Source organism: Phycicoccus sp. DTK01 (assembly GCF_017312765.1).
Lineage (GTDB): Bacteria > Actinomycetota > Actinomycetes > Actinomycetales > Dermatophilaceae > Phycicoccus > Phycicoccus jejuensis.
Map to the genome: position 1 here is coordinate 418,494 of NZ_BOPU01000002.1, position 24,760 is coordinate 443,253.

The 24,760-nt window shown below is 74.6% G+C and carries 30 protein-coding genes; 24 read left to right on the top strand and 6 right to left on the bottom strand.

The annotated features are described in order from the left end of the window. Positions 1-49: 49 nt before the first annotated feature. The 4 genes from J3473_RS05730 to J3473_RS05745 all read left to right on the top strand — a co-directional run bounded on the left by J3473_RS05730 (position 50) and on the right by J3473_RS05745 (position 3,786). Positions 50-742, top strand: a complete 693-nt coding sequence (locus J3473_RS05730; RefSeq protein ID WP_207022289.1) for an LppX_LprAFG lipoprotein — start codon at positions 50-52, stop codon at positions 740-742. After that, a complete protein-coding gene (locus J3473_RS05735) occupies positions 723-2,396 on the top strand; it encodes an MFS transporter (protein WP_207022290.1) in 1,674 nt (557 codons plus the stop codon). Before J3473_RS05730 ends, J3473_RS05735 begins: the two co-directional genes overlap by 20 nt. A gap of 10 nt (positions 2,397-2,406) precedes the next feature. Next, positions 2,407-2,916 carry a DinB family protein gene (locus J3473_RS05740; RefSeq protein WP_207022291.1) on the top strand — a complete coding sequence of 170 codons (510 nt, stop codon included), beginning with the start codon at positions 2,407-2,409 and terminating at the stop codon, positions 2,914-2,916. A 66-nt stretch (positions 2,917-2,982) separates the two neighbouring features. Then, positions 2,983-3,786: a DNA-formamidopyrimidine glycosylase family protein gene (locus J3473_RS05745; protein WP_207022292.1), complete on the top strand. Its 804-nt coding sequence runs from the start codon at positions 2,983-2,985 to the stop codon at positions 3,784-3,786. Positions 3,787-3,904: 118 nt separating this feature from the next. Here J3473_RS05745 and J3473_RS05750 read toward each other — a convergent pair whose 3' ends face one another. Both J3473_RS05750 and J3473_RS05755 read right to left on the bottom strand, forming a co-directional pair. Continuing rightward, on the bottom strand, positions 3,905-4,321 hold the full coding sequence (locus J3473_RS05750) for a hypothetical protein (protein WP_051749997.1): 417 nt from the start codon (positions 4,319-4,321) through the stop codon (positions 3,905-3,907). A 58-nt stretch (positions 4,322-4,379) separates the two neighbouring features. Next, the gene (locus J3473_RS05755; protein ID WP_207022293.1) at positions 4,380-5,159 is read right to left on the bottom strand and encodes an exodeoxyribonuclease III; all 780 of its coding nucleotides are present in this window, start codon (positions 5,157-5,159) and stop codon (positions 4,380-4,382) included. Positions 5,160-5,224: 65 nt separating this feature from the next. Here J3473_RS05755 and J3473_RS05760 point away from each other — a divergent pair, with 65 nt between their 5' ends. From J3473_RS05760 to pyrE, 5 genes are all read left to right on the top strand, one after another. After that, entirely contained in the window at positions 5,225-6,094 is an 870-nt protein-coding gene (locus J3473_RS05760) for an alpha/beta fold hydrolase (RefSeq protein WP_207022294.1), read from the top strand. Beyond that, positions 6,091-6,867, top strand: coding sequence for an SDR family oxidoreductase (locus J3473_RS05765; protein WP_207022295.1), 777 nt, complete (start codon positions 6,091-6,093; stop codon positions 6,865-6,867). Before J3473_RS05760 ends, J3473_RS05765 begins: the two co-directional genes overlap by 4 nt. Positions 6,868-6,953: 86 nt before the next feature. Next, entirely contained in the window at positions 6,954-7,391 is a 438-nt protein-coding gene (locus J3473_RS05770; protein WP_030526403.1) for a hypothetical protein, read from the top strand. 108 nt (positions 7,392-7,499) lie between these two features. Next, complete coding sequence (locus J3473_RS05775; RefSeq protein ID WP_030526404.1) at positions 7,500-7,982, top strand: hypothetical protein; 483 nt, start codon at positions 7,500-7,502, stop codon at positions 7,980-7,982. A gap of 30 nt (positions 7,983-8,012) precedes the next feature. After that, complete coding sequence (gene pyrE, locus J3473_RS05780) at positions 8,013-8,567, top strand: orotate phosphoribosyltransferase (protein ID WP_207022296.1); 555 nt, start codon at positions 8,013-8,015, stop codon at positions 8,565-8,567. Between the two features lie 64 nt (positions 8,568-8,631). On the opposite strand, the gene J3473_RS05785 is transcribed toward pyrE, so the two are convergent. Then, positions 8,632-10,083, bottom strand: coding sequence for a sodium:alanine symporter family protein (locus tag J3473_RS05785; protein WP_207022297.1), 1,452 nt, complete (start codon positions 10,081-10,083; stop codon positions 8,632-8,634). After that, positions 10,083-10,514, bottom strand: coding sequence for a universal stress protein (locus J3473_RS05790; RefSeq protein ID WP_207022298.1), 432 nt, complete (start codon positions 10,512-10,514; stop codon positions 10,083-10,085). Before J3473_RS05790 ends, J3473_RS05785 begins: the two co-directional genes overlap by 1 nt. A gap of 121 nt (positions 10,515-10,635) precedes the next feature. Here J3473_RS05790 and J3473_RS05795 point away from each other — a divergent pair, with 121 nt between their 5' ends. Beyond that, positions 10,636-11,241 carry a LemA family protein gene (locus J3473_RS05795; protein WP_051749999.1) on the top strand — a complete coding sequence of 202 codons (606 nt, stop codon included), beginning with the start codon at positions 10,636-10,638 and terminating at the stop codon, positions 11,239-11,241. 4 nt (positions 11,242-11,245) lie between these two features. Here J3473_RS05795 and J3473_RS05800 read toward each other — a convergent pair whose 3' ends face one another. Continuing rightward, positions 11,246-11,818: a helix-turn-helix transcriptional regulator gene (locus J3473_RS05800; RefSeq protein WP_051750001.1), complete on the bottom strand. Its 573-nt coding sequence runs from the start codon at positions 11,816-11,818 to the stop codon at positions 11,246-11,248. Positions 11,819-11,877: 59 nt separating this feature from the next. Here J3473_RS05800 and J3473_RS05805 point away from each other — a divergent pair, with 59 nt between their 5' ends. From J3473_RS05805 to J3473_RS05825, 5 genes are read left to right on the top strand one after another with little or no spacing between them, the layout of a single operon-like run. After that, on the top strand, positions 11,878-13,146 hold the full coding sequence (locus J3473_RS05805; RefSeq protein WP_207022299.1) for an MFS transporter: 1,269 nt from the start codon (positions 11,878-11,880) through the stop codon (positions 13,144-13,146). After that, positions 13,143-14,015: an ABC transporter ATP-binding protein gene (locus J3473_RS05810; RefSeq protein WP_207022300.1), complete on the top strand. Its 873-nt coding sequence runs from the start codon at positions 13,143-13,145 to the stop codon at positions 14,013-14,015. The genes J3473_RS05805 and J3473_RS05810 overlap by 4 nt, the downstream gene beginning before the upstream one ends. After that, positions 14,012-14,812 (top strand): ABC transporter permease, encoded by an 801-nt coding sequence (locus J3473_RS05815; RefSeq protein ID WP_036828639.1) that lies wholly within the window; start codon positions 14,012-14,014, stop codon positions 14,810-14,812. The genes J3473_RS05810 and J3473_RS05815 overlap by 4 nt, the downstream gene beginning before the upstream one ends. Continuing rightward, a complete protein-coding gene (locus J3473_RS05820) occupies positions 14,809-16,053 on the top strand; it encodes a sensor histidine kinase (RefSeq protein WP_207022301.1) in 1,245 nt (414 codons plus the stop codon). The genes J3473_RS05815 and J3473_RS05820 overlap by 4 nt, the downstream gene beginning before the upstream one ends. After that, positions 16,050-16,676 carry a response regulator transcription factor gene (locus J3473_RS05825; protein ID WP_030526413.1) on the top strand — a complete coding sequence of 209 codons (627 nt, stop codon included), beginning with the start codon at positions 16,050-16,052 and terminating at the stop codon, positions 16,674-16,676. The genes J3473_RS05820 and J3473_RS05825 overlap by 4 nt, the downstream gene beginning before the upstream one ends. A 437-nt stretch (positions 16,677-17,113) precedes the next feature. Here the strand turns inward: J3473_RS05825 and J3473_RS05830 are convergent, their stop codons facing one another. Beyond that, positions 17,114-17,797: a DedA family protein gene (locus J3473_RS05830; RefSeq protein ID WP_030526414.1), complete on the bottom strand. Its 684-nt coding sequence runs from the start codon at positions 17,795-17,797 to the stop codon at positions 17,114-17,116. A 213-nt stretch (positions 17,798-18,010) separates the two neighbouring features. Between J3473_RS05830 and J3473_RS05835 the strand changes: the two genes are divergently transcribed. The 9 genes from J3473_RS05835 (at position 18,011) to J3473_RS05875 (ending at position 24,703) form a co-directional block, all read left to right on the top strand. Next, on the top strand, positions 18,011-18,892 hold the full coding sequence (locus J3473_RS05835) for an ABC transporter substrate-binding protein (RefSeq protein ID WP_207022302.1): 882 nt from the start codon (positions 18,011-18,013) through the stop codon (positions 18,890-18,892). Beyond that, positions 18,889-19,764 (top strand): amino acid ABC transporter permease, encoded by an 876-nt coding sequence (locus J3473_RS05840; protein WP_030526416.1) that lies wholly within the window; start codon positions 18,889-18,891, stop codon positions 19,762-19,764. The genes J3473_RS05835 and J3473_RS05840 overlap by 4 nt, the downstream gene beginning before the upstream one ends. After that, the gene (locus J3473_RS05845; RefSeq protein ID WP_306790178.1) at positions 19,761-20,495 is read left to right on the top strand and encodes an amino acid ABC transporter ATP-binding protein; all 735 of its coding nucleotides are present in this window, start codon (positions 19,761-19,763) and stop codon (positions 20,493-20,495) included. The genes J3473_RS05840 and J3473_RS05845 overlap by 4 nt, the downstream gene beginning before the upstream one ends. Before the next feature lie 10 nt (positions 20,496-20,505). After that, positions 20,506-21,159 carry a TrmH family RNA methyltransferase gene (locus tag J3473_RS05850; RefSeq protein WP_242525709.1) on the top strand — a complete coding sequence of 218 codons (654 nt, stop codon included), beginning with the start codon at positions 20,506-20,508 and terminating at the stop codon, positions 21,157-21,159. Positions 21,160-21,187: 28 nt separating this feature from the next. After that, positions 21,188-22,237 carry an LLM class flavin-dependent oxidoreductase gene (locus J3473_RS05855; RefSeq protein WP_207022303.1) on the top strand — a complete coding sequence of 350 codons (1,050 nt, stop codon included), beginning with the start codon at positions 21,188-21,190 and terminating at the stop codon, positions 22,235-22,237. 126 nt (positions 22,238-22,363) lie between these two features. Continuing rightward, entirely contained in the window at positions 22,364-22,726 is a 363-nt protein-coding gene (locus tag J3473_RS05860) for a YciI family protein (RefSeq protein ID WP_207022304.1), read from the top strand. Then, positions 22,723-23,103: a YciI family protein gene (locus J3473_RS05865; RefSeq protein WP_207022305.1), complete on the top strand. Its 381-nt coding sequence runs from the start codon at positions 22,723-22,725 to the stop codon at positions 23,101-23,103. Before J3473_RS05860 ends, J3473_RS05865 begins: the two co-directional genes overlap by 4 nt. Next, positions 23,100-23,465, top strand: a complete 366-nt coding sequence (locus tag J3473_RS05870) for a YciI family protein (protein ID WP_207022306.1) — start codon at positions 23,100-23,102, stop codon at positions 23,463-23,465. Before J3473_RS05865 ends, J3473_RS05870 begins: the two co-directional genes overlap by 4 nt. Then, complete coding sequence (locus tag J3473_RS05875; protein ID WP_207022307.1) at positions 23,462-24,703, top strand: RNA polymerase sigma factor; 1,242 nt, start codon at positions 23,462-23,464, stop codon at positions 24,701-24,703. The genes J3473_RS05870 and J3473_RS05875 overlap by 4 nt, the downstream gene beginning before the upstream one ends. Positions 24,704-24,760: the final 57 nt, after the last annotated feature.

A 24,760-nucleotide genomic window follows, 5' to 3' on the forward strand; every position in this document is an offset into this window, starting at 1 on the left:
CGGTCGGACCTGACGTGGCGCCACCCGCGCGCCGGTTACCCTGACCGCCATGCGCCGCCGCCTGCTCCCCGCCCTCCTCCTGGCCGCGGCCGTCGCGCTCCCCGCCGGGTGCTCCGGCGAGGACAAGGCGCCCGCGAAGACCCCGACCCAGCGCCTCGAGGCCGCCCGGGCCGCGCTCGAGCAGGCCGGCAGCCTCTCGCTCGACCTCAAGAGCACGGACGTCCCCGCGCGCACGAACGGCGTGACCGCCGCGACCGGGCAGGGCGTCGTCAGCCCCACCGAGCCGAAGTTCAAGGGCACGATCACCGGCACCGTCAAGGGCGTCGGCGCCACCGTCGAGGTCATCGCGATCGGCGACGAGACGTGGCTCAAGCTCTTCACCCCCGACTTCGAGCCGTTCGACCTCTCGACGCTGAACGCCCCCAACCCGGCGACCTTCTTCGACCCGTCCAAGGGCATCGCCGGCCTGCTCCCCGAGACGACGTCGCCGACCGCCGGCGGCCAGGTGCGGGCCGGCCGCGACGTCCTCACCCAGGTCACGGGCACCCTTCCGGCGCAACGGGTCGAGGACCTCTTCCACCTCGGCGAGGGCGACGGCACGTACGAGGTCACCTACGGCCTGACCGACGCCGACCAGCTGCGCACCGCGACCCTCGTCGGCCCGTTCTTCGGCGGTTCGGACTCGACGTACACGCTGACGCTCACCGGGTACGGCGCCCCCGTTGCCATCGACCGCCCCTAGGGCGCTGCTCGGCGCCGCGTCCGTCGCCGTCGCGCTCGCCGCCGCCGACACCTACGTCGTCGTCCTCGCCCTCACCGACATGATGCGCGGGGTCGGCGTCGGCATCGACTCGCTGCAGCGCGCGACGCCCATCGTCTCCGGGTTCCTCCTCGGCTACGTCGCCGTGCTGCCGCTCGTCGGGCGGGTCGCCGACGTCGTCGACCGCCGGCGGGTCCTCCTCGCCTGCCTCGGCGTCTTCGTCGTCGGGTCGGTCGTCACGGCGCTGGCCACCGAGCTGCCGGTGCTCGTCACCGGGCGGGTCGTCCAGGGGGCCGGGGGCGGGGGGCTCGTCCCCGCGACCCTCGCGCTCGTCGCCGACCTCTGGCCGCCCGGCCGTCGCGGCGTCCCGCTCGGGGTCGTCGGGGCCGTGCAGGAGCTCGGCTCCGTCCTCGGGCCGGTGCTCGGTGCCGCGGTGCTCGCGGTCGCCGACTGGCGCGCCATCTTCTGGTTGGGCGCGGCGGCGGGGGTGGTGCTGGCCGGCGCGGTCGTCGTCACGGGGGGCGGTGTGCCGCAACGTCCCCGCCTTCTCCCCACCGTCCTCGGGGTGCTCGCCGGCGGTGTCGGCTGGTTGGCCCTCGCGGCGCCGGACGCAATCGTCACGAGCGTGTCGCTGGGCGCCCCGTTCGTCCCCTTCGGCGACGCGACCTCGCGCCTCGCGACCCCGATCGGCGTGCTCGCTCTCGTGCTCCTCGTCGCCGCGCTGGGCGCTTGGCTGCGGGGGCGCTGGGCCGCGGTCCGGCGCGTCGACCTGCTCGGCGCCGCCCTCGTCGGCGGCGCGCTCGGCTGCGTGGTCCTCACCTTCGCCGCCGCGCAGCCCGAGCGCGAGGTCGTCGGCCCGCTCGGCTACGCGCTGCTGCCCGTCGCCGCCCTCTTCGCGCTCGCCTACCTCGTCCACCACCGCCGGGCGGTCGCGCCGCTCGTCCCGCGCGGGCTGGTGCGCGGGCGCCTGGTCCGTGCGCTCGTCGTCTCGCTGCTCGTCGGGGTCGCCCTCGTCGCCGTCGTCGTCGACGTGCCGCTCATGGCGCGGGTCGTCCTGAGCGGCGACGAGACCGAGGCGGCCTTCGTCCTCGTCCGCTTCCTCGTCGCCGTCCCCGTCGGTGCGCTCGCCGGCGGGTGGGCGCTGCGCCGCGCCGGCGCGGGACCCGTCGCCGGAACCGGGCTGGGGCTGACCGCGCTCGGGCTCGGGGTGATGTCCACGTGGGGGGCGACCTCGCTCTCGGGATGGTCCGCCACCCCGGTGCTGGCGGTGACCGGGCTCGGCATCGGCCTGGCGCTGGCCCCCGTCAACGACGCCGCGCTCGCCGAGTCGTCCGAGGACACGCACGGAGCCGCCTCCTCGCTCGTCGTCGTCGCCCGGATGGTCGGGATGGTCGTCGGGCTCGCGCTGCTCACGGCGATCGGGCTGCACCGCTACTACGGAGCGGTGGCCGCGCTCCCGGACCCGACCGACGCCGACGCGCTGCGCGCCGCGGCCGTCGTCCAGGTCACCTCGGTGTTCCGGGGCGCCGCCCTCGCCGCGCTCGCGGGGGCCGCCGTCGCGCTGACGCTGGGCCGCCGCGCGAGCCGTCCGGACACCGCGGACCGCTCGGCCTCCGGGACCCCGCACCGGGCGTAGCGTCGGGGGCATGGCCTCCGTCAACGACCTGCTCACCGACGCCCTCGACCGGGTGCGCGACACCGTCCACGGCCTGCTCGACGACGTTCCCGAGGACCGGCTCGCCCAGCCGCCCGCCGATGGTGCGAACACCGTCGCGTGGCTCGTGTGGCACCTGACCCGCGTCCTCGACACCCACGTCGCCGACGCCTTCGACCGCGACGTCGTGTGGACCTCCGGCGGATGGTTCGAACGCTTCGGGCTGCCCTTCCCCGCCAGCGCGCACGGCTACGGGATGTCCTACGCCGACGTCCTCGCGGTGCGCGCCTCCGCCGATGACCTGCGCGGCTACTTCGACGCGACGCACGCGATGGTCACCGACGCCCTCGCCGAGGTGACCCCCGAGTCGCTCGACCGCGTCGTCGACGAGGACTGGGACCCGCCCGTCACGCTGGCCGTCCGGCTCGTCAGTGCGCTCAACGACGCGACGCAGCACGTCGGCCAGGCCTCCTACGCCGCGGGGATGCTCGACCGCGCCTGACACACGTCCGCGGGAGATCGGGCGCTGGGAGCCGGTCGGGCGCTCCCGAGCGGCGAGGATCGGCAGATGCCCGAGCTGCCCGAGGTCGAGTCCGCCCGCGCCGTCATCGAGCGGGGAGGGCTGCACCGCACCATTGTCGACGTCGACGACTCCGACACGTGGGAGTGCCGGCCGCACCGCCCCGGCGAGATCCGGGACGCGCTGGTCGGGCACCGGCTGACCGCCGCCCACCGTCGGGGCAAGTCGATGTGGTGCGAGCTCGGCGGGGACGCGCCGACGCTCGGCATCCACCTCGGGATGAGCGGGCGCATCGTGGTCACCGGGCCGGACGGCGACGACGTCGGCGGCGACTACGTGCCGCCGCGGCGCTCGGCCCGCACCCCGAAGGAGGAGTGGTACCGCTTCTCGCTGACGTTCGAGGGCGGCGGCCGGCTGCGGCTGCTCGACCCACGGCGCCTCGGCCGGGTCCGGCTCGACCCAGACGTCGACGCCCTTGGCCCGGACGCCGCCGAGATCGGGCGCGAGGAGTTCCGCGAGCGCGTCGGCCGGGGGCGGGCGCCCGTCAAGGCCCGCCTGCTCGACCAGTCGGTGGTCGCCGGCGTCGGCAACCTCCTCGCCGACGAGGTGCTCTGGCAGGCCGGGGTCGACCCGCGCCGCACCGTCGACACGCTCGGGACCGACGACCTCGACGCCCTGCGACGCAGCCTGCGCGCAGCCGTCCGGACCGCCGTGCGGCAGGGCGGCGTCCACACCCTCGAGGTCGTCGCGCACCGCGGGTCGTCGGGGCACTGCCCGCGCTGCGGCAGCGAGATGGCCCGGGCGACCGTCGGCGGGCGCACGACGTGGTTCTGCCCCCGCGAGCAGCACTGACCCCCTCGTCGGTCGCGGGCTACACCGCAGTACGTGACGCTCCAGCGACACGTACTGCGGTGTAGCGCGCGACTGGGCGGGATGCGGGGTGCGGCGCGCGCGGCGGGGCACGCACCGGTCAGGCGCGGCGGCGGGTGCCCGGGCTCGTGCCGGCGCCGTCGACGCCGACGGGCACGGGCAGCGGCGCCACGCCGGTCAGCCACTTGCGGTACCGGACCCGGTCGCCCCAGCGCGCGAGCTCGTCCCAGAGCGCGGCGTGCGCGGCCCACGGCAGCGGGTCGGCGCCGGAGCGCCACGACGCCCCGAAGGACACCCACACCGGCACCCAGCCCTCGGCGTCGTCCCAGGCGCCGCGCCGCGCCATGAGGACCCGGCGCCGGTACTGGAACGCTCGCCGGGGGCCGTCGCCCGGCACGGGCGCGGTCGCCATCGGCCAGACGCGCAGGTCGAGGTGCATGAGGGCGACCTCGAGCGCGCCGAGGACCGCCGGGTCGACGAGGACCGTCGCGACGTTCTCGTGGGGCGGGCGGGTCATCACCGCACCGTAACCCCGGGCACCGACGCCCGTCACGCCCCTCCCGCGGGACGGGCGCTCAGGCGTCGAGCTGGACGACGACCGGCGCGTGGTCGCTCGCGCCGGTGCCCTTGCGCTCCTCGCGGTCGATGGCGGCCCCCGCGACGCGCGCGGCGAACGACGGCGAGCCGAGGACGAAGTCGATGCGCATCCCGCGCTTCTTGGGGAAGGCGAGGCGCTGGTAGTCCCAGTACGTGTACGCCCCGGGGGTGTGCGGCCGGACGACGTCGACGAAGCCGGCGTCGAGGAAGGCCGCGAACGCGGCGCGCTCCGGCGGGCTGACGTGCGACTTGTCGAGGTAGTACTCCATCGACCAGACGTCCTCGTCCTGCGGCGCGATGTTCCAGTCGCCGCACAGGGCGACGGGCGTGCCGTCGGCGGCCCACTCGACCGCGCGGTCGCGCAGCCCGCGCAGCCAGGTCAGCTTGTAGTCCATGTGCGGGTCGTCGAGGGCGCGGCCGTTGGGGACGTAGACCGACCAGACGCGCACGCCGCCGCACGTCGCGCCGATGGCCCGGGCCTCCGGCGCGAGCGGCTCGCCCCACCCGGGGTCGCCGTCGAAGCCGACCTGCACGTCGTCGAGCCCGACCCGCGAGAGCACCGCGACCCCGTTCCACTGGTTGAGGCCGTGGTGCGCGACCTCGTAGCCGAGCGCGCGCAGCCGCTCGTACGGGAACTGCTCGTCCCTGGCCTTGGTCTCCTGCATCGCGAGGACGTCGACGTCGGCCCGCTGCAGCCAGGCCTCGACACGGTCGATGCGGGAGCGGATGGAGTTGACGTTCCAGGTGGCGATGCGCACGCGGCCACCCTAACGAGGCGCACCGACGGCGCTCGTGGGCCGTGCCGGCGGTGCAGGCTGGGGCGATGGACGCCGCCGAGCCCACGCTGCACGTCACCCGCCGCGGGGAGGGGCCGCCCGTCGTCCTCCTCCACGGCTACCCGCAGACCCACCGGATGTGGGATCGCGTCGTGCCGGGGCTCGTCGCCGCCGGCCACGAGGTGGTCGCCCCCGACCTGCGCGGCTACGGCGACAGCGACAAGCCGGCGGGCGACCCCGGGCACCGCCGGTACGCCAAGCGGACGATGGCCGCCGACGTCGTGCGGGTGATGGACGAGCTCGGCCACGACCGGTTCGCGGTCGTCGGCCACGACCGCGGCGCGCGCGTCGGCCACCGGCTCGCGCTCGACCACCCGGAGCGCGTCGCGCGGCTCGCCGTCCTCGACATCGCCCCGACGCTGCACATGGTCGAGCACGCGGACGCCGCCTTCGCGACCGGCTACTACCACTGGTTCCTCCTCGCCCAGCCGGACGGCCTGCCCGAGCGGCTCGTCGGTGCCGACCCGGAGCTCTACCTCCGCGAGAAGCTGCGCCGCTGGTCGGCGCCGGGGTTCGTCTTCGACGAGGACGTCGTGCGCGACTACATCCGCTGCTTCGCCACCCCGGAGGCGGTCCACGCGAGCTGCGAGGACTACCGCGCCGCGCTCGGCCCGGACCTCGACGACGACCGCGCGAGCCGCGGGCAGCGCCTCGCCTGCCCGCTGCTCGTCCTCTGGGGCGCATCGGGTTTCGTGGCGCGCACCTACGACGTCCTCGACGTCTGGCGGGGGTACGCCGACGACGTGCAGGGGCACGCCGTCCCGGGCGGCCACTTCTGCGCCGAGGAGTCGCCCACCGAGGTGCTCGACGCGCTCGTCGCCTTCCTCGGTGAGGCCGGCGAGGGGGCGGCGGCATGAGCACCGCCCTCGTCACCGGTGCCTCGGCCGGCATCGGCCGCGCCTTCGCCGAGCGGCTCGCCCACGACGGCCTCGACGTCGTCCTCGTCGCCCGCGACCGCGCCCGCCTCGAGCGCCTGGCCGCCGAGCTGCGCGAGCGGTACGGCGTCGCCACCGAGGTGCTCGTCGCCGACCTCGCGGACCGGGCGCAGACGCAGGAGGTCTGCCGCCGCCTCGCCGACGAGGACCGCCCGGTCGAGGTGCTCGTCAACAACGCCGGCCTGGGGCAGCAGCACCCGTTCCTGGACAACGAGATCCGCCGCGAGGAGGCCGCGCTCGACGTGATGGTCCGGGCCGTCCTGCTGACCTGCCACGCCGCCGGACGGGCGATGCGCGCGCGGGGGAGCGGGCGCATCGTCAACGTCAGCTCGGTCGCGTCCTTCACGACGAGCGGCCCGTACTCGGCCGCGAAGTCGTACGTCACGGTGCTGTCCGAGGCGCTCGCCGGCCAGCTCGCGGGGACGGGGGTGACGGTCACCGTGGTCTGCCCGGGGCTGACCCGCAGCGAGTTCCACGAGCGCGCCCGCATGTCGCTGCCCGGGGTGCCGCGGGGGCTGTGGCTCGACGCCGACGAGGTCGCCCGCCAGGGGTTGGCCGACGCCGCGGCCGGTCGCGTCGTCTCGGTGCCGGGCCCGCAGTGGAAGGCGCTGTCGCTCGCCGTGCGGATGGCGCCGCGCCCGCTCGTGCGCGGCGCCGGCACGCGGCTCGTCGAGCGGCTGCGCGGGCGTCGCTGAGCCACCCGCGCCGACCCGGTATCAGGGTCGGCACCTCGTGCCTCCTCCCCGGTGACCCGCACCGGCGGGAACGGAAGGAGGCCACCATGGCCGTCAGCTGGAAGGCCCTCGCGCACGTCGTGCGCATCCCCCCGCAGGCCTGGGACGCCATCGTCCCGCACGGTCCCGCGTGGAGCGTCGTGGGTCGGTTCGACGAGGTCGAGCTGAACCCGCAGCCACTCCCGCCGCGCGAGGCGGCCATCGGGGCGCGGATGCTCGAGTCGCTGCTCTGGACCTCGATCATCATCGTCGGCGGGCGCGACGGCGGGGGCCGGGCGCTGCTCGACGAGATCGACGACTGGTGCGGCACCGGCTGGCCGAAGAAGTGGCCGAAGCCGAAGCCGCGCCACGACTGGGACGAGGGGCAGCTCTTCACCGGCGCCGCGCTCGCGGCCGCCGCCCTCGCCGAGCAGTACGACCACGACCCCGAGATGCAGGACGTCCTCGGCGCGGCGGCGGAGCGGCTGCTCGAGCGCGCCGGATGAGCTCCGCACGGGCCGGCCCACCCCCTCCGCGACCGGCCCGTGCGGTACCGGGGGCGGCCGCGGCGCCGGGGTCTTCCCGACGCCGCGGCCGCGACGTAGCATCGCGAGGTGCGCCCGGCCGTCGAGCCCGCGGTGCTCCGCGAGTACCGCCACCTCCTCCGCACCGCCCCGGCCGACTGGCAGGAGACGGCGCACCGGCACGCGCTGACCCGGCTCGGCGCGGCCGCCCGGCAGGCCCTGCTCCTCGAGGTGCAGCGCCTCTGCCTCACCGGGACCCGCGTCCGCCCGGACGACGTCCCGACCCTGGCCCGCCTCCTCGTCCACGGCGAGCGGCACCGGCCCCGGGTCCTGCTCGACGGGATGCGCCCCGACCTGCTCCGTCTGCTGGCCCGCGCGGTCGTCACGAGCCCGACCGGGCGGACGCTCCGCGTCGGCGAGGAGATCTGGGACGGCGCCGACCCGGCCGGCCCCGCCGACGAGCCGCTCGTCCGTGGCGGCGTCGGGTGGTCCGGCGAGTGGGGCAGCGCCGTGACGCCGGTCGACCTCGGCTCGACCTGGCTGCCGACCCCGCTGCCGCGCCGGCGACGCTGAGCCCTCGACCGACCCCCTACCGTGGTGCCCGTGACCGACATCGCCGCCGACCGGGCCCGCCTCCTCGAGATCATCCGCGACCGCGCCATCGTGCACGGGCGGGTCACCCTCTCCTCCGGCAAGGAGGCCGACTACTACGTCGACCTGCGCCGGGTCACCCTCGACGGCGAGGCGAGCCCGCTCGTCGGGCGGGTGATGCTCGACCTCGTCGCCGACCTCGACTTCGACGCCGTCGGCGGCCTGACCCTCGGTGCCGACCCGGTCGCCACCTCGATGCTCCACGCGAGCGCCGCGGCGGGCGGCCGGCTCGACGCCTTCGTCGTCCGCAAGGCCGGCAAGGCCCACGGCCTCCAGCAGCGCATCGAGGGTCCGTCGGTCGAGGGCCGGCGCGTCGTCGTCGTCGAGGACACCTCGACGACCGGCGCCTCCCCGCTCGACGCCGCGCGGGCCGTCCAGGAGGCCGGCGGGACGGTCGTCGCCGTCGCGACGATCGCCGACCGCTCCACCGGCGCCGCCGAGAAGTTCGCCGCCGCGGGGCTGGAGTACCGCCACGTCTACGGCCTCGAGGACCTCGGCCTCGCCTGACCGCCCACCGACCCGGCGCCCGCCCTGCGAGCAGGGCGGGCGCCGGGCCCGGAGGACCCGTGGCTCAGCGGGTCGGCTGCGGGACCTGCGTCACCTCGCCCTTCTGGACCCGGTCGAAGTAGCTCCGGATGACGCCGCGGATCTCCGGTGCCATGAGGTAGAGCCCGACGAGGTTCGGCAGGGACATGAGGAAGATCGCCGAGTCGGAGAAGTTGATGACCGGCCCGAGGGCGGCCGCCGACCCGACGACGGTGAAGACGAGGAAGACGACCTTGAAGGTGTTCTCGGCGACGACGTTGTCGCCGAAGAGGTAGCCGGTGGCCTTCATCCCGTAGTACGACCAGCTGATCATCGTCGAGAACGCGAAGAGCACGACCGCGAGAGCGAGCACGTTGGGGAACCACGGCAGCACGGTCGCAAAGGCGTCCGAGGTGAGCGCGACACCGCCGAGCTCGGAGGCGTCCGGGTTGGTGTAGGCCCCGGTGATGACGATCGTCAGGGCGGTCATCGTGCAGATGACGACCGTGTCGATGAACGGCTCGAGCATCGCGACGAAGCCCTCGGTGGCGGGCTCCTTGGTCTTGACCGCCGAGTGCGCCACCGACGCCGAGCCGAGCCCGGCCTCGTTGGAGAAGGCCGCCCGCTGGAACCCGACGATGAGCGCGCCGACGGCGCCGCCGGCGACGCCCTCGGGCGAGAAGGCCCCGGTGAGGATCGAGCCGAACGCCTCGGGGACGGCGCCGATGTTCCAGACGAGGACGACGAGGCAGGCCACGATGTAGAGGCCGGCCATGAAGGGGACGATCTTCTCGGTCACCCGGGCGATGCTCTTGATGCCGCCGATGATGACGGCGCCGGCGAGGCCCGCGAAGACCAGGCCGACGACCCACGGCACGTCGGCGATGTAGGAGTCCTCACCGCCGGTGACGGCGATGATCTGCGCGGTCGCCTGGTTGGACTGGAACATGTTGCCGCCGCCGACGGCGCCGCCGATCATGAACAGCGCGAACAGGACCGCGAGGACCTTGCCGAGGCCGCCCATCCCGCGCGCGGCGAGGCCGTCGCGCAGGTAGTACATCGGGCCTCCGGAGACGGAGCCGTCGGCGTGCTCTCGGCGGTACCGCACGCCCATCATGCACTCGGCCATCTTCGTCGCCATCCCGAGCAGGCCGGCGAGGATCATCCAGAACGTCGCGCCGGGTCCGCCGAGGGAGATGGCGATGGCGACACCGGCGATGTTGCCGAGCCCGACGGTGCCGGAGACGGCGGTGGCGAGGGCCTGGAAGTGCGTCACCTCGCCGGCGTCGTCGGGGTCGGAGTAGCGACCCCGGACGAGGTCGATGGAGAGCTTCGGGCCACGGACCTGCATGAAGCCGAGCCAGACGGTGAAGAACGCGCCGGCGACGACGAGCCAGACGACGATGAGCGGCAGCGTCGCGCCGCCGACGTCGACGGAGTAGAAGACGAGGCCGGTCAGCCAGTCGGAGAAGCGGGTGAAGAGGTCGACGGGATTCATCAGGGCACCACCGTGACGGGGAGATGGGCGTGCTGGACGAGCCGGCTCGCGACCGAGCCGAAGACGGCCTCGCGCAGGCCGCCGTCGCCGGTGCGACCGACGATGACGTGGACGGCGCCGGTCTCGCGGGCGACGTCGGTGATGGTGTCGGACGGCTTGCCGTGGCGGACGACCTCGGTGTGCGGGACGCCGCCGTCCTCGGCGATGCGGGCCATCGGGACGAGCACCTGCTCGGTCGCGGCCGCGAGCTCGCGCTCCTTCTCGCGGTGCCGGTGCTCGTTCTCGCTCGCGGTCTGGAAGGAGTAGGGGCTCCACGGCACGACGTGGACGAGCACGACCTTCCAGTCGTTGTGGCGGGCTCTCTCGATGGCGAACTCCACCGCTCGGGTGGACGCGTCGCTGTTGTCGACACCGACGACGACGGTTTCCATGGGGCCTCCCGGTCTCAGGGCGATCGGTACGGTCCCGTTCGACCCTAGCGGCTCGGGTGTGACCCGCGCCACACCCGGCGGCCCGTAGGATCGCCCCGACCCCGTCCCCGGAGGAACCCTCGTGATCGCCACCATCGTCGTCGTCGTCATCGTGCTGGCCCTCGTCTTGTGGGCGGTCGCGGCCTACAACGGGCTCATCAAGCTGCGCAACCTCGTCCAGGAGGCCTGGCGGCAGATCGACGTCGAGCTGACCCGCCGGCACGACCTCATCGGCAACCTCGTGGAGACCGTCAAGGGGTACGCGGCGCACGAGCGGGGCACGCTCGAGGACGTCATGTCGGCTCGGGCACAGGCGATGTCGCCCGGCCAGTCGCCGGCGCAGCAGGCCGAGAGCGAGGACCTCCTCGGGCGCGCGCTCGGCCGGCTCATCGCCGTCGCCGAGGCCTACCCCGACCTCAAGGCGAACCAGAACTTCCTCGCGCTGCAGGCCGAGCTGAGCTCGACCGAGGACCGCATCGCGTCGGCCCGCCGTTACTACAACGCGACCGTCCGCGACCTCAACACCAAGGTCGAGACGGTGCCGACGAACATCGTCGCGAACCTGTTCCACATCGAGCGGGCCGAGTACTTCGAGGCCGTGGGCGAGCAGCGCGAGGCGCCGAAGGTCGACTTCGGCCAGCGCGACACCCCCATCCCGCCGCCGTCTGCCGGCTCCCCCACGCCCTGACGGGTCACGTGCCGGGGCCGGGCTCCTCGGCGGGCAGGACGAGCGCGTAGACGTTCCACGGACGCGCGCCCTCGGGGTGGTCGCGGCGGGTCCGGCCCCGGTACTCGCGCACGACGTCGATGATGCGCTCGCGCATCTCGCGCTCCTCGGCGTCGGTCAGCCAGACCCGGCCCCGTGACGTCATCCCGTGCTCCTCGCCGTCGCCGACGGCGTCGGCGAGCCGCTCGAGGTCGCCCTCGAGGTCGCTGAACCACGTGTGGATGGACAGCCGGCTCGTCGCCGCGCCCGCTCCGCGATGGGCCTCCGGGGTGATCGAGATCCCGTCCGCGGTCGCGCGCCACGGGCGTTCGCGGCCGTCCCCGCTCTCGCCCCGCTCGACGATGCCCCACTTCTGCAGGGCGCGGAGGTGGTAGCTCATCGCCGAGGGCGTGAGGCCGCACAGCCGGCCCGCCTCGGTCGCGGTGAGGACCTCGCCGGAGAAGAGCTCGGTGATGACGCGCTGCCGGGCCGGGTGGGCGAGCGCCCGCAGCGCGCGGGGGTCGGTGATCCGCAGCTCGGAGCGGTCGGGCGCGGGCATGGGCCGATGGTAGTTGACCTCGACATTCGTGAAGGACTACCTTCACAACTGTGAAAGAGATGCTTCGGAACTACCGCGACGTGATGTCGGTGCGGGCCGTCCGCACCACGGTGCTCGCGGCCGCGGTCGGTGTCGCCGGGGACTCGGCGGCGATGGTCGCCCTGCTCCTGCGGGTCCATGCCTCGGGGGAGGGGCCGTGGGCCGTCGCGCTGCTCCTCGGGACCTTCGCCGTCCCGGTCGTCCTGCTCATGGGACCGGCCGGCGCGCTCGCCGACCGTGCCGACCCCCGTCGCGTGCTCGGCGTGACGGCGCTCGTCCAGGCCGGGGCGGCCGCCGCCCTCGCGACCGTCGACGGGCTCGTGGCCACCCTCGCCCTGGTCGCCGTCCTCCAGACCGGCTTCGCGCTCGGCAACCCCTCCTGGACCGCCGTCGTGCCGCGCCTCGTCCCCGGTGGGGCGGCGGGCCGCGTCGTCGCCCTCCAGCAGGCGGTGCGAGGGGTGGCCGGGCCGGCGGGTGCCGGTCTCGGCGGCGTGCTCGTCCAGTGGCGAGGGCCGTCCACGGCGCTCCTTCTCGACGCCGCGACCTTCCTCGTGCTGGCGGGTGCCGCGGTGGCGCTCCCTCGGGTCGCCCGTGAGCGTCGCGCCGCCCAGGCCTCCGCCGGTCCTCGCCGGTGGACCTCGAGCCTGCTCCCGCGGGACGGGGTGGCCGCGCTGCGCGCCGACCCCGTCCTGGGGGTCCTCGTCCTGGCGCTGCTCCCGCTCGTGGTCACCCTCGAGTCCGTCAACGCCGTCGAGGTGTTCCTGCTCCGGGACGTCCTCGGCGCGTCGGCTGCCCAGTTCGGGCTCGCCGAGGCCGTCCACGGTGGGGCGGCGGTGGTCGGCGCCGTGCTCTCCGGCGCGGCGACCTCGCGCACCTCCCGGGTCCGGGCCGTCCTCGCGTCGATGGCCCTCATCGGGCTCGGCCAGGCGGGGCAGTCGGTGTCACCCGGCTACCTCACCTACCTCGCGCTCGGGCTGGGGCTCGGCCTCCTGCTCGGCGCGGTCAACGCCCTCGTCTTCGGCCTCCTCCTCGACGAGCTGGACGCCGACCACCGAGGCGCCGTCGTCGCCCTCGTCAGCGGCCTCTCGCGTGCCGCCGGGGCGCTCGCGCTGGTCCTCGGCGGGACGGTCGGGACGCTCGCCGGCCCGCGCGCGGCCTACCTCGTCGCCGGTGCCGGCACCCTGCTCGTGGCGGGGGTCGCCGCCTGGGTCGTCCACCGGTCGGTGGACGGCGCGTCCACCACCCGGGCGTCCCGGAGCACGCCCGGTCCGAGCACGCTGGAGGCATGAGCGAGACAGCCATCCGCATCCGCGAGCTGACCAAGACGTACGGGAGCCACCGGGCCGTCGCGGGCCTCGACCTCGACGTCCACACCGGCGAGGTCTTCGCCCTCCTCGGCCCCAACGGCGCCGGCAAGACGACGACCGTCGAGATCCTCGAGGGCTTCCGCGACCGCGACGGCGGCGAGGTCTCCGTCCTCGGCACCGACCCGCACGGCGCCGGCCGGGCCTGGCGCGACCGCATCGGGATCGTCCTGCAGACCTCGGGCGGCCTCGACCTGCTCACCCCGCGCGAGGCGCTGCGCAGCACCGCCCGGTGCTACGCCACGCCGCGCGACGTCGACGAGGTCATCGAGGCGACCGGTCTCGGCGCCAAGGCCGACGACCGCATCACCGGCCTGTCCGGGGGCCAGCGACGCCGGCTCGACGTCGCGCTCGGGATCGTCGGGCGGCCGGAGCTGCTCTTCCTCGACGAGCCGACGACCGGGTTCGACCCGCAGGCCCGCCGCGACTTCTGGGAGCTGATCCGCGGCCTCGCGCAGGGCGGCACGACCATCCTCCTGACGACGCACTACCTCGACGAGGCCGAGCACCTCGCCGACCGGGTCGGCGTCATCGCCGGTGGGCGGCTGCTCGCGCTCGACACCCCGGCCGCCCTCGGCGGCCGTCAGTCCCAGGAGGCGACGGTCTCGTGGGAGGAGGACGGCACCCGGCGCACCGTCCGCACGGGGACGCCCACCACCGAGGTCGCCTCCCTCGCAGCCCGGTTCGGCGGCGAGGTCCCCGAGCTGACCGTCACCCGTCCCTCGCTCGAGGACACCTACCTCGGGCTCATCGCCCCCCACGTCACGACCGAGCGCCAGGAGGTGCCCGCATGAACACCCTCGCCCTCGGTGTCGACCGCACGACCGTCGAGCTGAAGATGTACTCGCGCGAGAAGGAGGCCGTCTTCTTCTCCTTCCTCTTCCCGATCCTCCTGCTGCTCCTGTTCTCGGTGATCTTCTCGAGCCAGTTCGAGGACTCGGCTCGCACCGGGATGACCGCGGCCCGCTACTTCCTCCCGGGGATGGTCGCCGCCGGCGTCATCCTCACGAGCTTCCAGACGATGGCGATGTCGGTCGCCGCCGAGCGCGACGACGGCACGCTCAAGCGGCTGCGCGCCACGCCGATGCCGCCGGCCGCGTACTTCCTCGGCAAGGTCGGTCTCGTCGTGTGCACCTCGCTCGTCCAGGTCGTGCTGCTCCTGCTCGTGGCCCGGCTCGCCTTCGACGTGCCGCTGCCCGACACCGGTGGTCGGTGGCTGCTCTTCGCGGGCGTGTTCTCGCTCGGCGTCTTCGGGGGCACGGTGCTCGGCATCGCGTACTCGTCGCTCGCGTCGTCGCGCTCCATCGGCGCGGTGGTCATCGGCCCGCAGCTGGTCCTCCAGTTCATCAGCGGTGTGTACATCGCCTTCACCGACGTGCCGCAGTGGCTGCAGCAGGTGGCGTCGGTCTTCCCGCTCAAGTGGATCGCGCAGGGGATGCGGGCGGTGTTCCTGCCGGACGGCCTCGCCTCGGCCGAGATGGCCGGCTCGTGGGAGCCCGGTCGGGTGCTGCTCGTCCTCGCCGGGTGGGCGGTCGCCGGTCTGGTCCTCTGCCTGACGACGTTCACGTGGTTCAAGCGCGGCACGGTGTGAGCGAGCGACCCCGGGGCGTCATGATGGTCGACGTGGACGACGAGGCGGTGCAGCCCAGCTCGCGTCAGGACCTCACGGCCATGTGGCGGCGGCAGGAGCCCTACTGGCACGGGGTGTTCGCCGCGGTGTGGGTGGCGGCGGTCGTCGTCACGGCGCTCGATGACGCCCCGCGGCACGGTCGGTTCCCGACGTACGCGCTGCTGGTGGTCGTCGGCCTCGCCTACGTCGTCCTCGGGACGCGGGCGCTGCGGCACCAGGGCGAGCGCTGGGCCGTCGCCTACCAGGTGGTCGCGTGGGCCGCGCTGCTCGGCATCCAGGCGGTCGACCCCGAGACCCAGAGCTGGCTGCTCTTCTTCGCGCTCTTCCCGCAGATGTGGGCGATGCTCGAGGTGCCGAACGCGGTGCGCGGCACCGTCCTCGCGCTCGTGCTTTTCGGGGGGCTGCGCTGGGTGCAGTCCGACTTCTCGGGGCAGGGCCTCGTCAACATCCTCATCAGCACGGTCATCTCGCTCAGCCTGTCGCTGGCCCTCGGGCTGTTCATCAACCGGATCGTGGCCGAGGCCGAGGGGCGGGCGGCGACCATCGACGAGCTGCGCGCCACCCAGGCCCGGCTGGCGGTCGTCGAGAGGGACCGGGGGGTGCAGGAGGAGCGGGAGCGGATGTCACGCGAGATCCACGACACCCTCGCGCAGGGGTTCACGTCGGTGGTCACGCTGACCCGCGCGGCGGACGCGGCGCTGGCCCGCGGCGACGTCGCGACGGCCCGCGAGCGGCTCTCGCTCGTCGAGCGGACGGCCGTCGACAACCTCGCGGAGGCGCGGCTCATCGTCGCCGAGCTCACCCCGGGGCACCTGCAGTCGCGCACGCTCGTCGAGGCGATGCAGCGGCTCGGGGACGCCGTGAGCAGCGAGACCGGCATGCGCGCCGAGGTGACGGTCGACGGCGAGCCGGCGCCGCTCGGCGGGGTCGCCGAGGTCGTCCTCCTGCGTACGGCCCAGGAGGCGCTCTCGAACGTCCGGCGCCACGCGTCCGCCGGCCACGTCGCGGTGTCGCTGGCCTACGAGCCCGAGCGGGTCGTCCTCACGGTGTGCGACGACGGCCGCGGGTTCGACACGGGCGCCGACCGCAGGGGCTTCGGCCTCGACGGGGTCCGGGCCCGCGCCGCCCAGGTCGGCGGCGAGGTGGACCTGACGAGCGTGCCCGGCTCGGGCACGACCCTGCGACTGGAGGTACCCCGGTGATCCGTCTGCTCGTGGTCGACGACCATCCCGTCGTCCGGGCCGGGATGGTCGCCGTGCTCGGCGAGGAGCCCGACCTCGACGTCGTCGGGGAGGCGGGCAACGGCGCCGAGGCGCTCGCGCTCGTCCCGCGGCTGGAGCCCGACGTCGTCCTCATGGACCTGCGGATGCCCGTGATGGACGGAGCCGAGGCGACCGCCCGGCTGCGCTCGATGCCGTCCGCGCCGCAGGTGCTCGTCCTCACGACCTACGACACCGACGCCGACATCGTCCGGGCCGTGGAGGCCGGGGCGCGGGGGTACCTGCTCAAGGACGCGCCGACGTCGCTGCTCACGGACGCCATCCGGCGGGCGGCGCGCGGCGAGACGGTGCTGGCGCCGCCGGTCGCGGCGCGGCTGGCGGACCGGCTGCGGGCGCCGGCGGTCCCGGACCTCACCGCGCGCGAGGTCGAGGTGCTCGGGCTCGTGGCCCGCGGGCTGTCGAACGCCCAGGTGGGACGGCAGCTCTTCATCGGCGAGGCCACCGTCAAGACGCACCTCCTGCGCGCCTTCGCCAAGCTCGGGGTGCAGGACCGCACGGCGGCGGTCACCGAGGCCCACCGTCGCGGCCTCATCGACCTCGGCTGAGGGCCGCCCGCCGCCGAGCGAGCGGGCCGCGGCCCGAGCGGAACGACCCCTACCGGCCGCTGTCGTTCGCTTCCGATACCGGAGCAACCATGACGAGCGGTCGTGGCGCACCGCTCGTCCCGCTCGCGTCGTGGCTTGGAGCAACCATGACGAGCGGCCGAGGAGTGCCGCTCATCCCAGTTGCTCCGGGATGAGGGGCGAACGACAGCGGTCGTGGGGGACATGCCCTGAGGTCGGGCGCGGCGGGTCGAGGTGACAAGAGACCGTCAGGGGGTCGGGTTCCACCTCGACCGGCCGCGCGTGGCGTGGGTCGAGGTATCCGGCCCACGTCTGACGGCGGCCGGATACCTCGACCGGGCAAGGGGAGCAGCGGGTCGAGGTGACAAGAGACCGTCAGGGGGTCGGGTTTCACCTCGACCCGGTGGGCGGGGCCGGGGTCAGGGGCGCTGCTCGAGCTCGTCGACGACCTCGTCGGACTCCGCGCGCGCCTCGGCCGGCGACATCGCGGCGGCGCGGCGGTGGCGCAGCCACTCGATGACGACCGGCACGACGGAGACGAGCACGATCGCGAGGATGACGACCTCGAGGTTGTCCTTGACGAACGCGACGTTGCCGAGGAAGTGCCCGGCGAGGGTCACGACGCCCACCCAGAGCGCGGCGCCGACGGCGGACCAGGTGAAGAAGTGGCGCCGCTCCATCCGGCCGATCCCGGCGACGACCGTGATGTACGTGCGCACGATGGGCACGAACCGCCCGAGCACCAGCGCCTTGGCGCCGTACCGGTCGAAGAACTCCTCGGTCTTGTCGAAGTACTGGCGCTTGATGATCCGCCCGTCCCGGTTGCGCAGCGGCGCCCCGAGCCTGCGGCCCAGCTCGTAGCCGACCACGTTGCCGAGGAAGGCGGCCGCGAACAGCGCCCCCATCGCGACGAAGAGGTTGACCTGGAGCTGGCCGCTCGCGACGAACAGGCCGACGGCGAAGAGGAGCGAGTCCCCCGGCAGGATCGGGAAGAACAGCCCGCACTCGACGAACACGATGGCGAGCGAGATCCAGAAGAACGCCGACCCGTAGGTGTCGAGGAGGTACTGGGGGTCCATCCAGTTGGGCCCGAGGGAGTGCATCACGGCCCCAAGGGTAGGTGCTCCGCCATGACCGCGCGGCCGCTCGACGCTGTGCGCCACCTGTGGCTTCCCGCCGGACGAGCCGGGCGGAGCAGCGGGCGACCCTGCGGAAAGCCCCGCGCGGATGGACACCCGCGACGCGATCCGTCCCTCGCGGCTACTCTCGCGCGTGAACGCGCAGGTCCACGGCGCGCCCCCGGAAGAGAGCCCAGCATGACCCGACGTCCTCGCCTCGTCGTCCCCGCCCTCGCGGCCGCCGCCCTCGCGCTCGCCGGCTGCGGCGCCCCCGTCGACGAGCAGCCCGCCGCCTCCGCGACGCCGAGCGGCACCTCGTCCGACCCGCTCGCCGGCTGCACGCCCGACGCGCTGAAGACCCTCACCGCCGGCACGCTGACCGTCGGCACCGACAAGCCGGCCTACGGCCCGTGGTTCGTCGACGACGACCCCTCCAACGGCAAGGGCTACGAGTCGGCCGTCGCGTACGCGATCGCCGACAAGCTCGGCTACGCCGAGGACAAGGTGCAGTGGGCCGTCGTGCCGTTCAACACGGCCATCGCCCCCGGCCCGAAGACCTTCGACCTCGACCTCAACCAGGTCTCGATCAGCGACGACCGCAAGAAGGCCGTCGACTTCTCCTCCGGCTACTACGACGTGCGCCAGACCGTCATCACGTACAAGGGCAGCCCGATCGACGGCAAGACCTCGGTCGCCGACCTCAAGGGCGCCAGGCTCGGCGCCCAGGTGGGGACCACGTCCTACACCGCCGCCACGCAGCAGATCGCCCCCACCGAGCAGGTCGCCGTCTTCGACACCAACGACCTCGCCGTCCAGGCCCTGAAGAACCAGCAGATCGACGGCATCGTCGTCGACCTGCCGACCGGCTTCTACATGACGGCGGCCCAGCTCGACGACGGCGTCATCGTCGGCCAGCTGCCCGCGCAGGGCACGCCCGAGCAGTTCGGCGCCGTGCTCGACAAGGGCAGTTCCCTCACCCCCTGCGTCACCGCCGCCGTCGACGCCCTGCGCGCCGACGGCACGCTCGAGAAGCTCGTCGGCGAGTGGCTCTCGACGCAGGGCGCCCCCGAGCTGAAGTGACCACCCCGGCAGCACCGGCGACGGGGTCCGACGCGCAGCCGTCCGCCCTCGAGCTCGAGCGACGGCGCTACCGCCGCGGCCGGGCGGTGCGGTCGGCCGGCATCTCGGCGGTCTCGACGCTGCTGCTCGTCGGGGTCGTCGTCGCCCTCGTGGTCACCTCGCCCGGGTGGCCGCGCGTCCGCGACACGTTCCTCGACTGGGACAAGGCGGTCGAGTCCTTCCCCGCCGTCGTCGACGGCCTCTGGCTCAACATCCGCGTGATGCTCGCCTGCGGCGTCGTCATCGCCGTCCTCGGCCTGACGCTCGCCGTGATGCGCACCGTCCGCGGCCCGGTCGCGTTCCCGCTGAGGCTCTTCGCGACGGCGTACGTCGACCTCTTCCGCGGCCTGCCGCTGCTCCTCGTCATCTTCGTCCTCGGCTTCGGCGCGCCGGCGCTGCGGCTGTCCGGCCTGCCGTCGTCGGCGCTGTTCTGGGGCGCCTGCGCGCTCGTGCTGTCGTACTCGGCCTACGTGGCGGAGGTCTTCCGCGCCGGCATCGAGTCGGTGCACCCGTCGCAGCGGGCCGCCGCCCGCTCGCTGGGCCTGTCCTACGGGCAGACGATGCGCCACGTGGTCCTCCCGCAGGCCGTCCGACGGGTCGTGCCGCCGCTGATGAACGACCTCGTCTCGCTCCAGAAGGACTCCGGCCTCATCGCGGTCCTCGGCGTCATCGACGCCATCCGGGCGGCGCAGATCGAGACCGCGCTCGACTTCAACTTCACCCCGTACGTCGTCGCCGGTGCGCTCTTCGTCTGCCTGACCATCCCGATGGCCCGGCTGACCGACCACGTCGCGCGCCGGCAGGGCTTCCACGGCGCGGGAGGGATGCTGTGAGCGAGGTGCTGCGGCTCGAGGGCGTCCGGAAGTCGTTCGGCGAGACCGAGGTCCTGCGCGGCCTCGACCTCTCGGTGCACGAGGGGCAGGTCGTCGTCCTCATCGGCGCGAGCGGCTCGGGCAAGTCGACGCTGCTGCGCTGCGTCAACCTCCTCGAGGTCGTCGACGACGGGCGCATCACCCTCGACGGCGAGGACGTGACCGACCCCCGGGTCGACGCCGACGCCGTCCGCGCCCGGATGGGCGTCGTCTTCCAGGCCTACAACCTCTTCCCCCACCTGTCGGTGCTCGACAACATCACCCTCGCGCCGATCCGGGTCCACAAGGTCGCCAAGGCCGAGGCCAGGGAGCGCGCGATGGCGATGCTCGAGCGGGTCGGCCTGCCCGAGAAGGCCTCCGCCCGCCCCGACGACCTCTCCGGCGGCCAGCAGCAGCGCGTCGCCATCGCCCGGGCCCTGGTCAACCAGCCCCGGCTCATGCTGCTCGACGAGGTCACCTCGGCCCTCGACCCCGAGCTCGTCGGCGAGGTCCTCGACCTCCTGCGCGAGCTCAAGGACGAGGGCATGACGATGGTCCTCAACACCCACGAGATGGGGTTCGCGCGGCAGGTCGCCGACACCGTGTGCTTCCTCCACGGCGGGGTCGTCCACGAGCAGGGGCCGCCCGAGCAGGTGCTCGGCGACCCGCGCGAGGAGCGGACCCGCCGCTTCCTCGCCCGTGTGCACGCCTAGCCTGCTGCGCGTGGAGGACGAGCGCGAGGTCGGGGTCGGGCCCTGGGAGGGGCCGTGGCCGGAGGGCGACCACTGGGACCCCGAGCTGCTGCGTGACGGTGACCGCCGCAACGTCGTCGACCGGTACCGGTACTGGCGGATGGACGCCGTCGTCGCCGACCTCGACACGCGCCGGCACCCGCTGCACGTCGCCATCGAGAACTGGCGCCACGACCTCAACATCGGCTCGGTCGTGCGCACGGCGAACGCCACCAACGTCGCGGCCTTCCACGTCGTCGGCAAGCGCCGCTGGAACCGGCGCGGGGCGATGGTCACCGACCGCTACCAGCACGAGGTGCACCACCCCGACGCGGCGGCGCTCGCGGCCTGGGCGGCGACGGCGGGGGAGGGCGGCGCACCGCTGCCGCTCGTCGGCGTCGACAACGTGCCGGGGTCGGTGCCGCTCGAGACGTACGACCTGCCGCGGGCCTGCGTCCTCGTCCTCGGTCAGGAGGGGGCCGGGCTGACCCCGCAGATGCAGCAGGTGTGCGACGTCGTCCTGCACATCGCCCAGTTCGGCTCGACCCGGTCGGTCAACGCCGGCGCGGCCGCCGCCGTCGCGATGCACGCGTGGGTGCGCCGGCACGTCTTCGACCAGCGTCCCGTGACCGGCCCCACGGAATAGCGCCGGGGCGGAGGTCGCTGACCCCTCGGTGACCACCCCCACGCTCTCCGTCCTCGACCTCGCGCCGGTCCGCTCCGACCAGAGCACCGCCGACGCGCTCGCCGCCACCCGCGCCCTCGCCCGGGTCGCCGACGAGCACGGGTACCACCGCTACTGGCTCGCCGAGCACCACAACATGCCGGCCGTCGCCGCGACCAACCCGCCGGTGCTCGCCGCGATGGTCGCCGCCGCCACCGAGCGCATCCGGGTCGGGTCGGGTGGCGTCATGCTGCCCAACCACGCCCCGCTCGTCGTCGCCGAGCAGTTCGCCCTGCTCGAGGCCGCCTTCCCCGGCCGTGTCGACCTCGGCCTCGGCCGCGCCCCCGGCACCGACCCGGTGACGGCGTGGGCGCTGCGCAGCGGCGGCGGGGGCGTCGAGGCGGACGCCGCCGAGCGCTTCCCCGACCACGTCGACACCGTCCTCGCGATGATGTCGCCCGACGGCGTCGGGATCCGCCTGCCCAGCGGCGAGCACGTCCTGCGCGCGACCCCGCGCGCCACCTCGGTCCCCACCGTGTGGCTCCTCGGCTCGTCGGACTTCTCGGCCCGGCTCGCCGCCTCCCGGGGCCTGCCCTACGTCTTCGCGCACCACTTCTCCGGCCGCGGCACGGCGGAGGCGCTGGCCCTCTACCGGTCCCAGTACCAGCCCTCCGAGGCGCACCCCGAGCCGCGGACCCTCCTCACCGTCAACGTCGTCGTCGCCCCCACCGCCGAGGAGGCGCAGCGGCTCGCCCTGCCCAACGTCCGCTCGATGGTGGCGCTGCGCACCGGCCAGCGTCTCGCCGCCCAGCTGCTCGTCGAGGAGGCCGAGGCGCTCGAGGTGCCCCCGGCCCACGAGGCCCTGGGCGCCGAGATGGTCGGCCGCTGGGTCGTCGGCGCCCCGGACGAGGCCGCCGCGCAGGTGCGCGACCTCGCGCAGACCTTCGGGGTCGACGAGGTGATGGTCCACCCGGTCGCGGGCGCCGTGGCCGGCACGCCGGCCGACCGGGCCCCGGCCCGCGAGGAGACGCTCCGGCTGCTCGCCGACGCCCTCGCCTGAGGGGCCGCGGCGCGGCGTCCGGAGCGGCGACGGGAAAAGTCCGGTAGACCTGTCGAGGTCGGCCCGTCCCGCGCGTCATCGGGACGAGGCCGCACCCGGCGGCCCGCAGTCCCGAAGGAGACCCCGATGCCCGAGTACGTCGTCCTCATCGTCGGTGACACCGACCGCTGGTGGACCACCATGGACGCCGAGCAGCGCACCGCCGGCTACGCCGAGTACGGCCGCTTCGCCCAGCAGCTGACCGAGCGCGGCCACCGCATCACCGGCGGCGCCGAGCTGCACGCCACGAGCGAGGCCAAGCGCATCCCGGGGGGTGGCGGCCCCGTGACCGACGGGCCGTTCACCGAGACCGCCGAGCAGGTCGGTGGCTTCTACCAGGTCGAGTCCGACGACCTCGACGACCTGCTCGACTGCTGCCGCATCATCGCGGCCCTCGGCGACACCGTCGAGGTGCGTCGCACGGTGCAGCCCGAGGACCGGCCCGCGTGAGCCGCCACCTGGTCCTCCTGCCGGCGCCCGAGGCCGAGTGGGCGCAGCTGCCGCCCGAGGAGCACGAGAAGGGGATGCGCTCGCACGAGCGGTTCCACCGCGACCTCGCCGCCGGCGGCCACCGCATCCTCGCGGTCTCGCCGCTCACGCCGTCCGAGCGAGCGCTCTCGATGCGCCCCGACGGCTCCGGCGGCGTGCTCGTCACCGACGGCCCGTTCACGGAGTCGGCCGAGCAGGTCGTCGGCTTCTACCTCCTCGAGACCGACGACCGCGCCGCCCTCGTGCGCCTGTGCACCGAGTTCGCGACCCGCGGCGAGCACCTCGAGTTCCGGGACCTCGTCGAGGACGGCGAGCACGACCACGGCGGTGCGTCGTGACCCGCTACGTCGTCCTCGTCGCGTACGAGCCCGGTGACTGGTCCGAGGCGTCCGCCGAGGTGCAGCAGGCGTACTTCGACGCGCACCACGCCTTCGAGCGGTACGTCGACACCCACGGCCGGCGCATCTCGGGGGCGCCGCTCGCCGACGCCGAGACCGCCACGACGCTGGCGCCCGGCGCTGCGGAGGACCGGGTCGTCACCGACGGACCGTTCGTCGAGCTCGCCGAGCAGGTCGGCGGCTACTACGACGTCGAGCTCCCCGACCTCGACGCCGCCATCGCCGCGGCCCGGCTCCTGCCGAGCGCGTACACCGTCGAGATCCGCCCCGTCGTCGAGATCCCGGACCACACCCCGCTGTGACGGCCGACGAGGTCCTCGCGGCGACGGTCCGGGACGAGTGGGGGCGCCTCGTGGCGCTCCTCCTCGGCCAGTTCCGCCGCCTCGACCTCGTCGAGGACGCCCTCGGGGACGCCGTCGAGTCGGCCGCCCGCCGGTGGCCGGCCGACGGCGCCCCCGACAAGCCCGCCGCCTGGCTGCTCACCGCGGCCCGGCGCCGGGTGCTCGACCGGCTGCGCGGGGAGGCGATGGCCGCCCGCAAGGAGCCGTTGCTCGTCGTCGAGGCCGAGCGCGGGACAGGAGGAGGGGCGATGGTCGACCCCGGAGGTCTCGTCGAGGACGACCGGCTGCGCCTGGTCCTGCTCTGCTGCCACCCGGCCCTCGGGCCCGAGGTCGCGAGCGCGCTCGCGCTGCGGCTCGTCGTCGGCGTCTCGACGGCCGACATCGCGCGCCTCTTCCTCGTGCCGGAGCCGACGATGGCGGCGCGGATCACGCGCGGCAAGAAGAAGATCGTCGCCGCGGGCATCCCCTACGCGGTGCCCGGCCGCGGCGACCTCCCCGGGCGGCTGCGCGTCGTCGCGCAGGTGGCCTACCTCGCGTTCACGGCGGGCTACGCCCCGGGCTCGGGCCCGGACCTGCTGCGGGCCGACCTCGCCGGCGAGGCCGTCCGGCTCGTGCGGGTGACCCACGCACTCGTGCCCGACGAGCCCGTGCTGCGCGCGCTCCTCGCGCTCGTCCTGCTCCAGCACTCGCGGCGCGACGCGCGGGTCGACGCGGAGGGCGGGCTCGTCCTCCTGCCCGACCAGGACCGCGGGCTGTGGCACCACGGCGAGGTCGCCGAGGCGGTCGACCTGCTCGCCGGGGTGGCGCCGAGCCCCGACCCGCTCGTCGAGTCCTACCGGCTCCAGGCCCTCGTCGCTGCGGAGCACGCCCTCGCGCCGACCTCCGACGCCACGCGCTGGGACCGCATCTGCGAGGCCTACGCGGCTCTGCTGCAGGTCAACCCGTCGCCCAGCGCCCGGCTCGCCGCGGCCGTGGCCCTGTCCGAGAGGGACGGTCCCAGGGCCGGGCTCGCCGCGCTCGACGGCCTCGACGAGGCCCTCGCCGGCAGCCACCGGCTCGCCGCGGTCCGCGCCGAGCTGCTGGCCCGCGCCGGGGACGACGCGGCGCTCGCCGCGTTCGACGAGGCGATCCGGCTGTGCGGCAACGACGTCGAGCGCGCCCACCTGCTTACCCGGCGCGAGGCCGTCGCCGCCGGGTGACGCGCGAGGACCCGCCGGGGCAGGGCACCGCCTCCCCACGCCGCGGGAGGGTGCCCG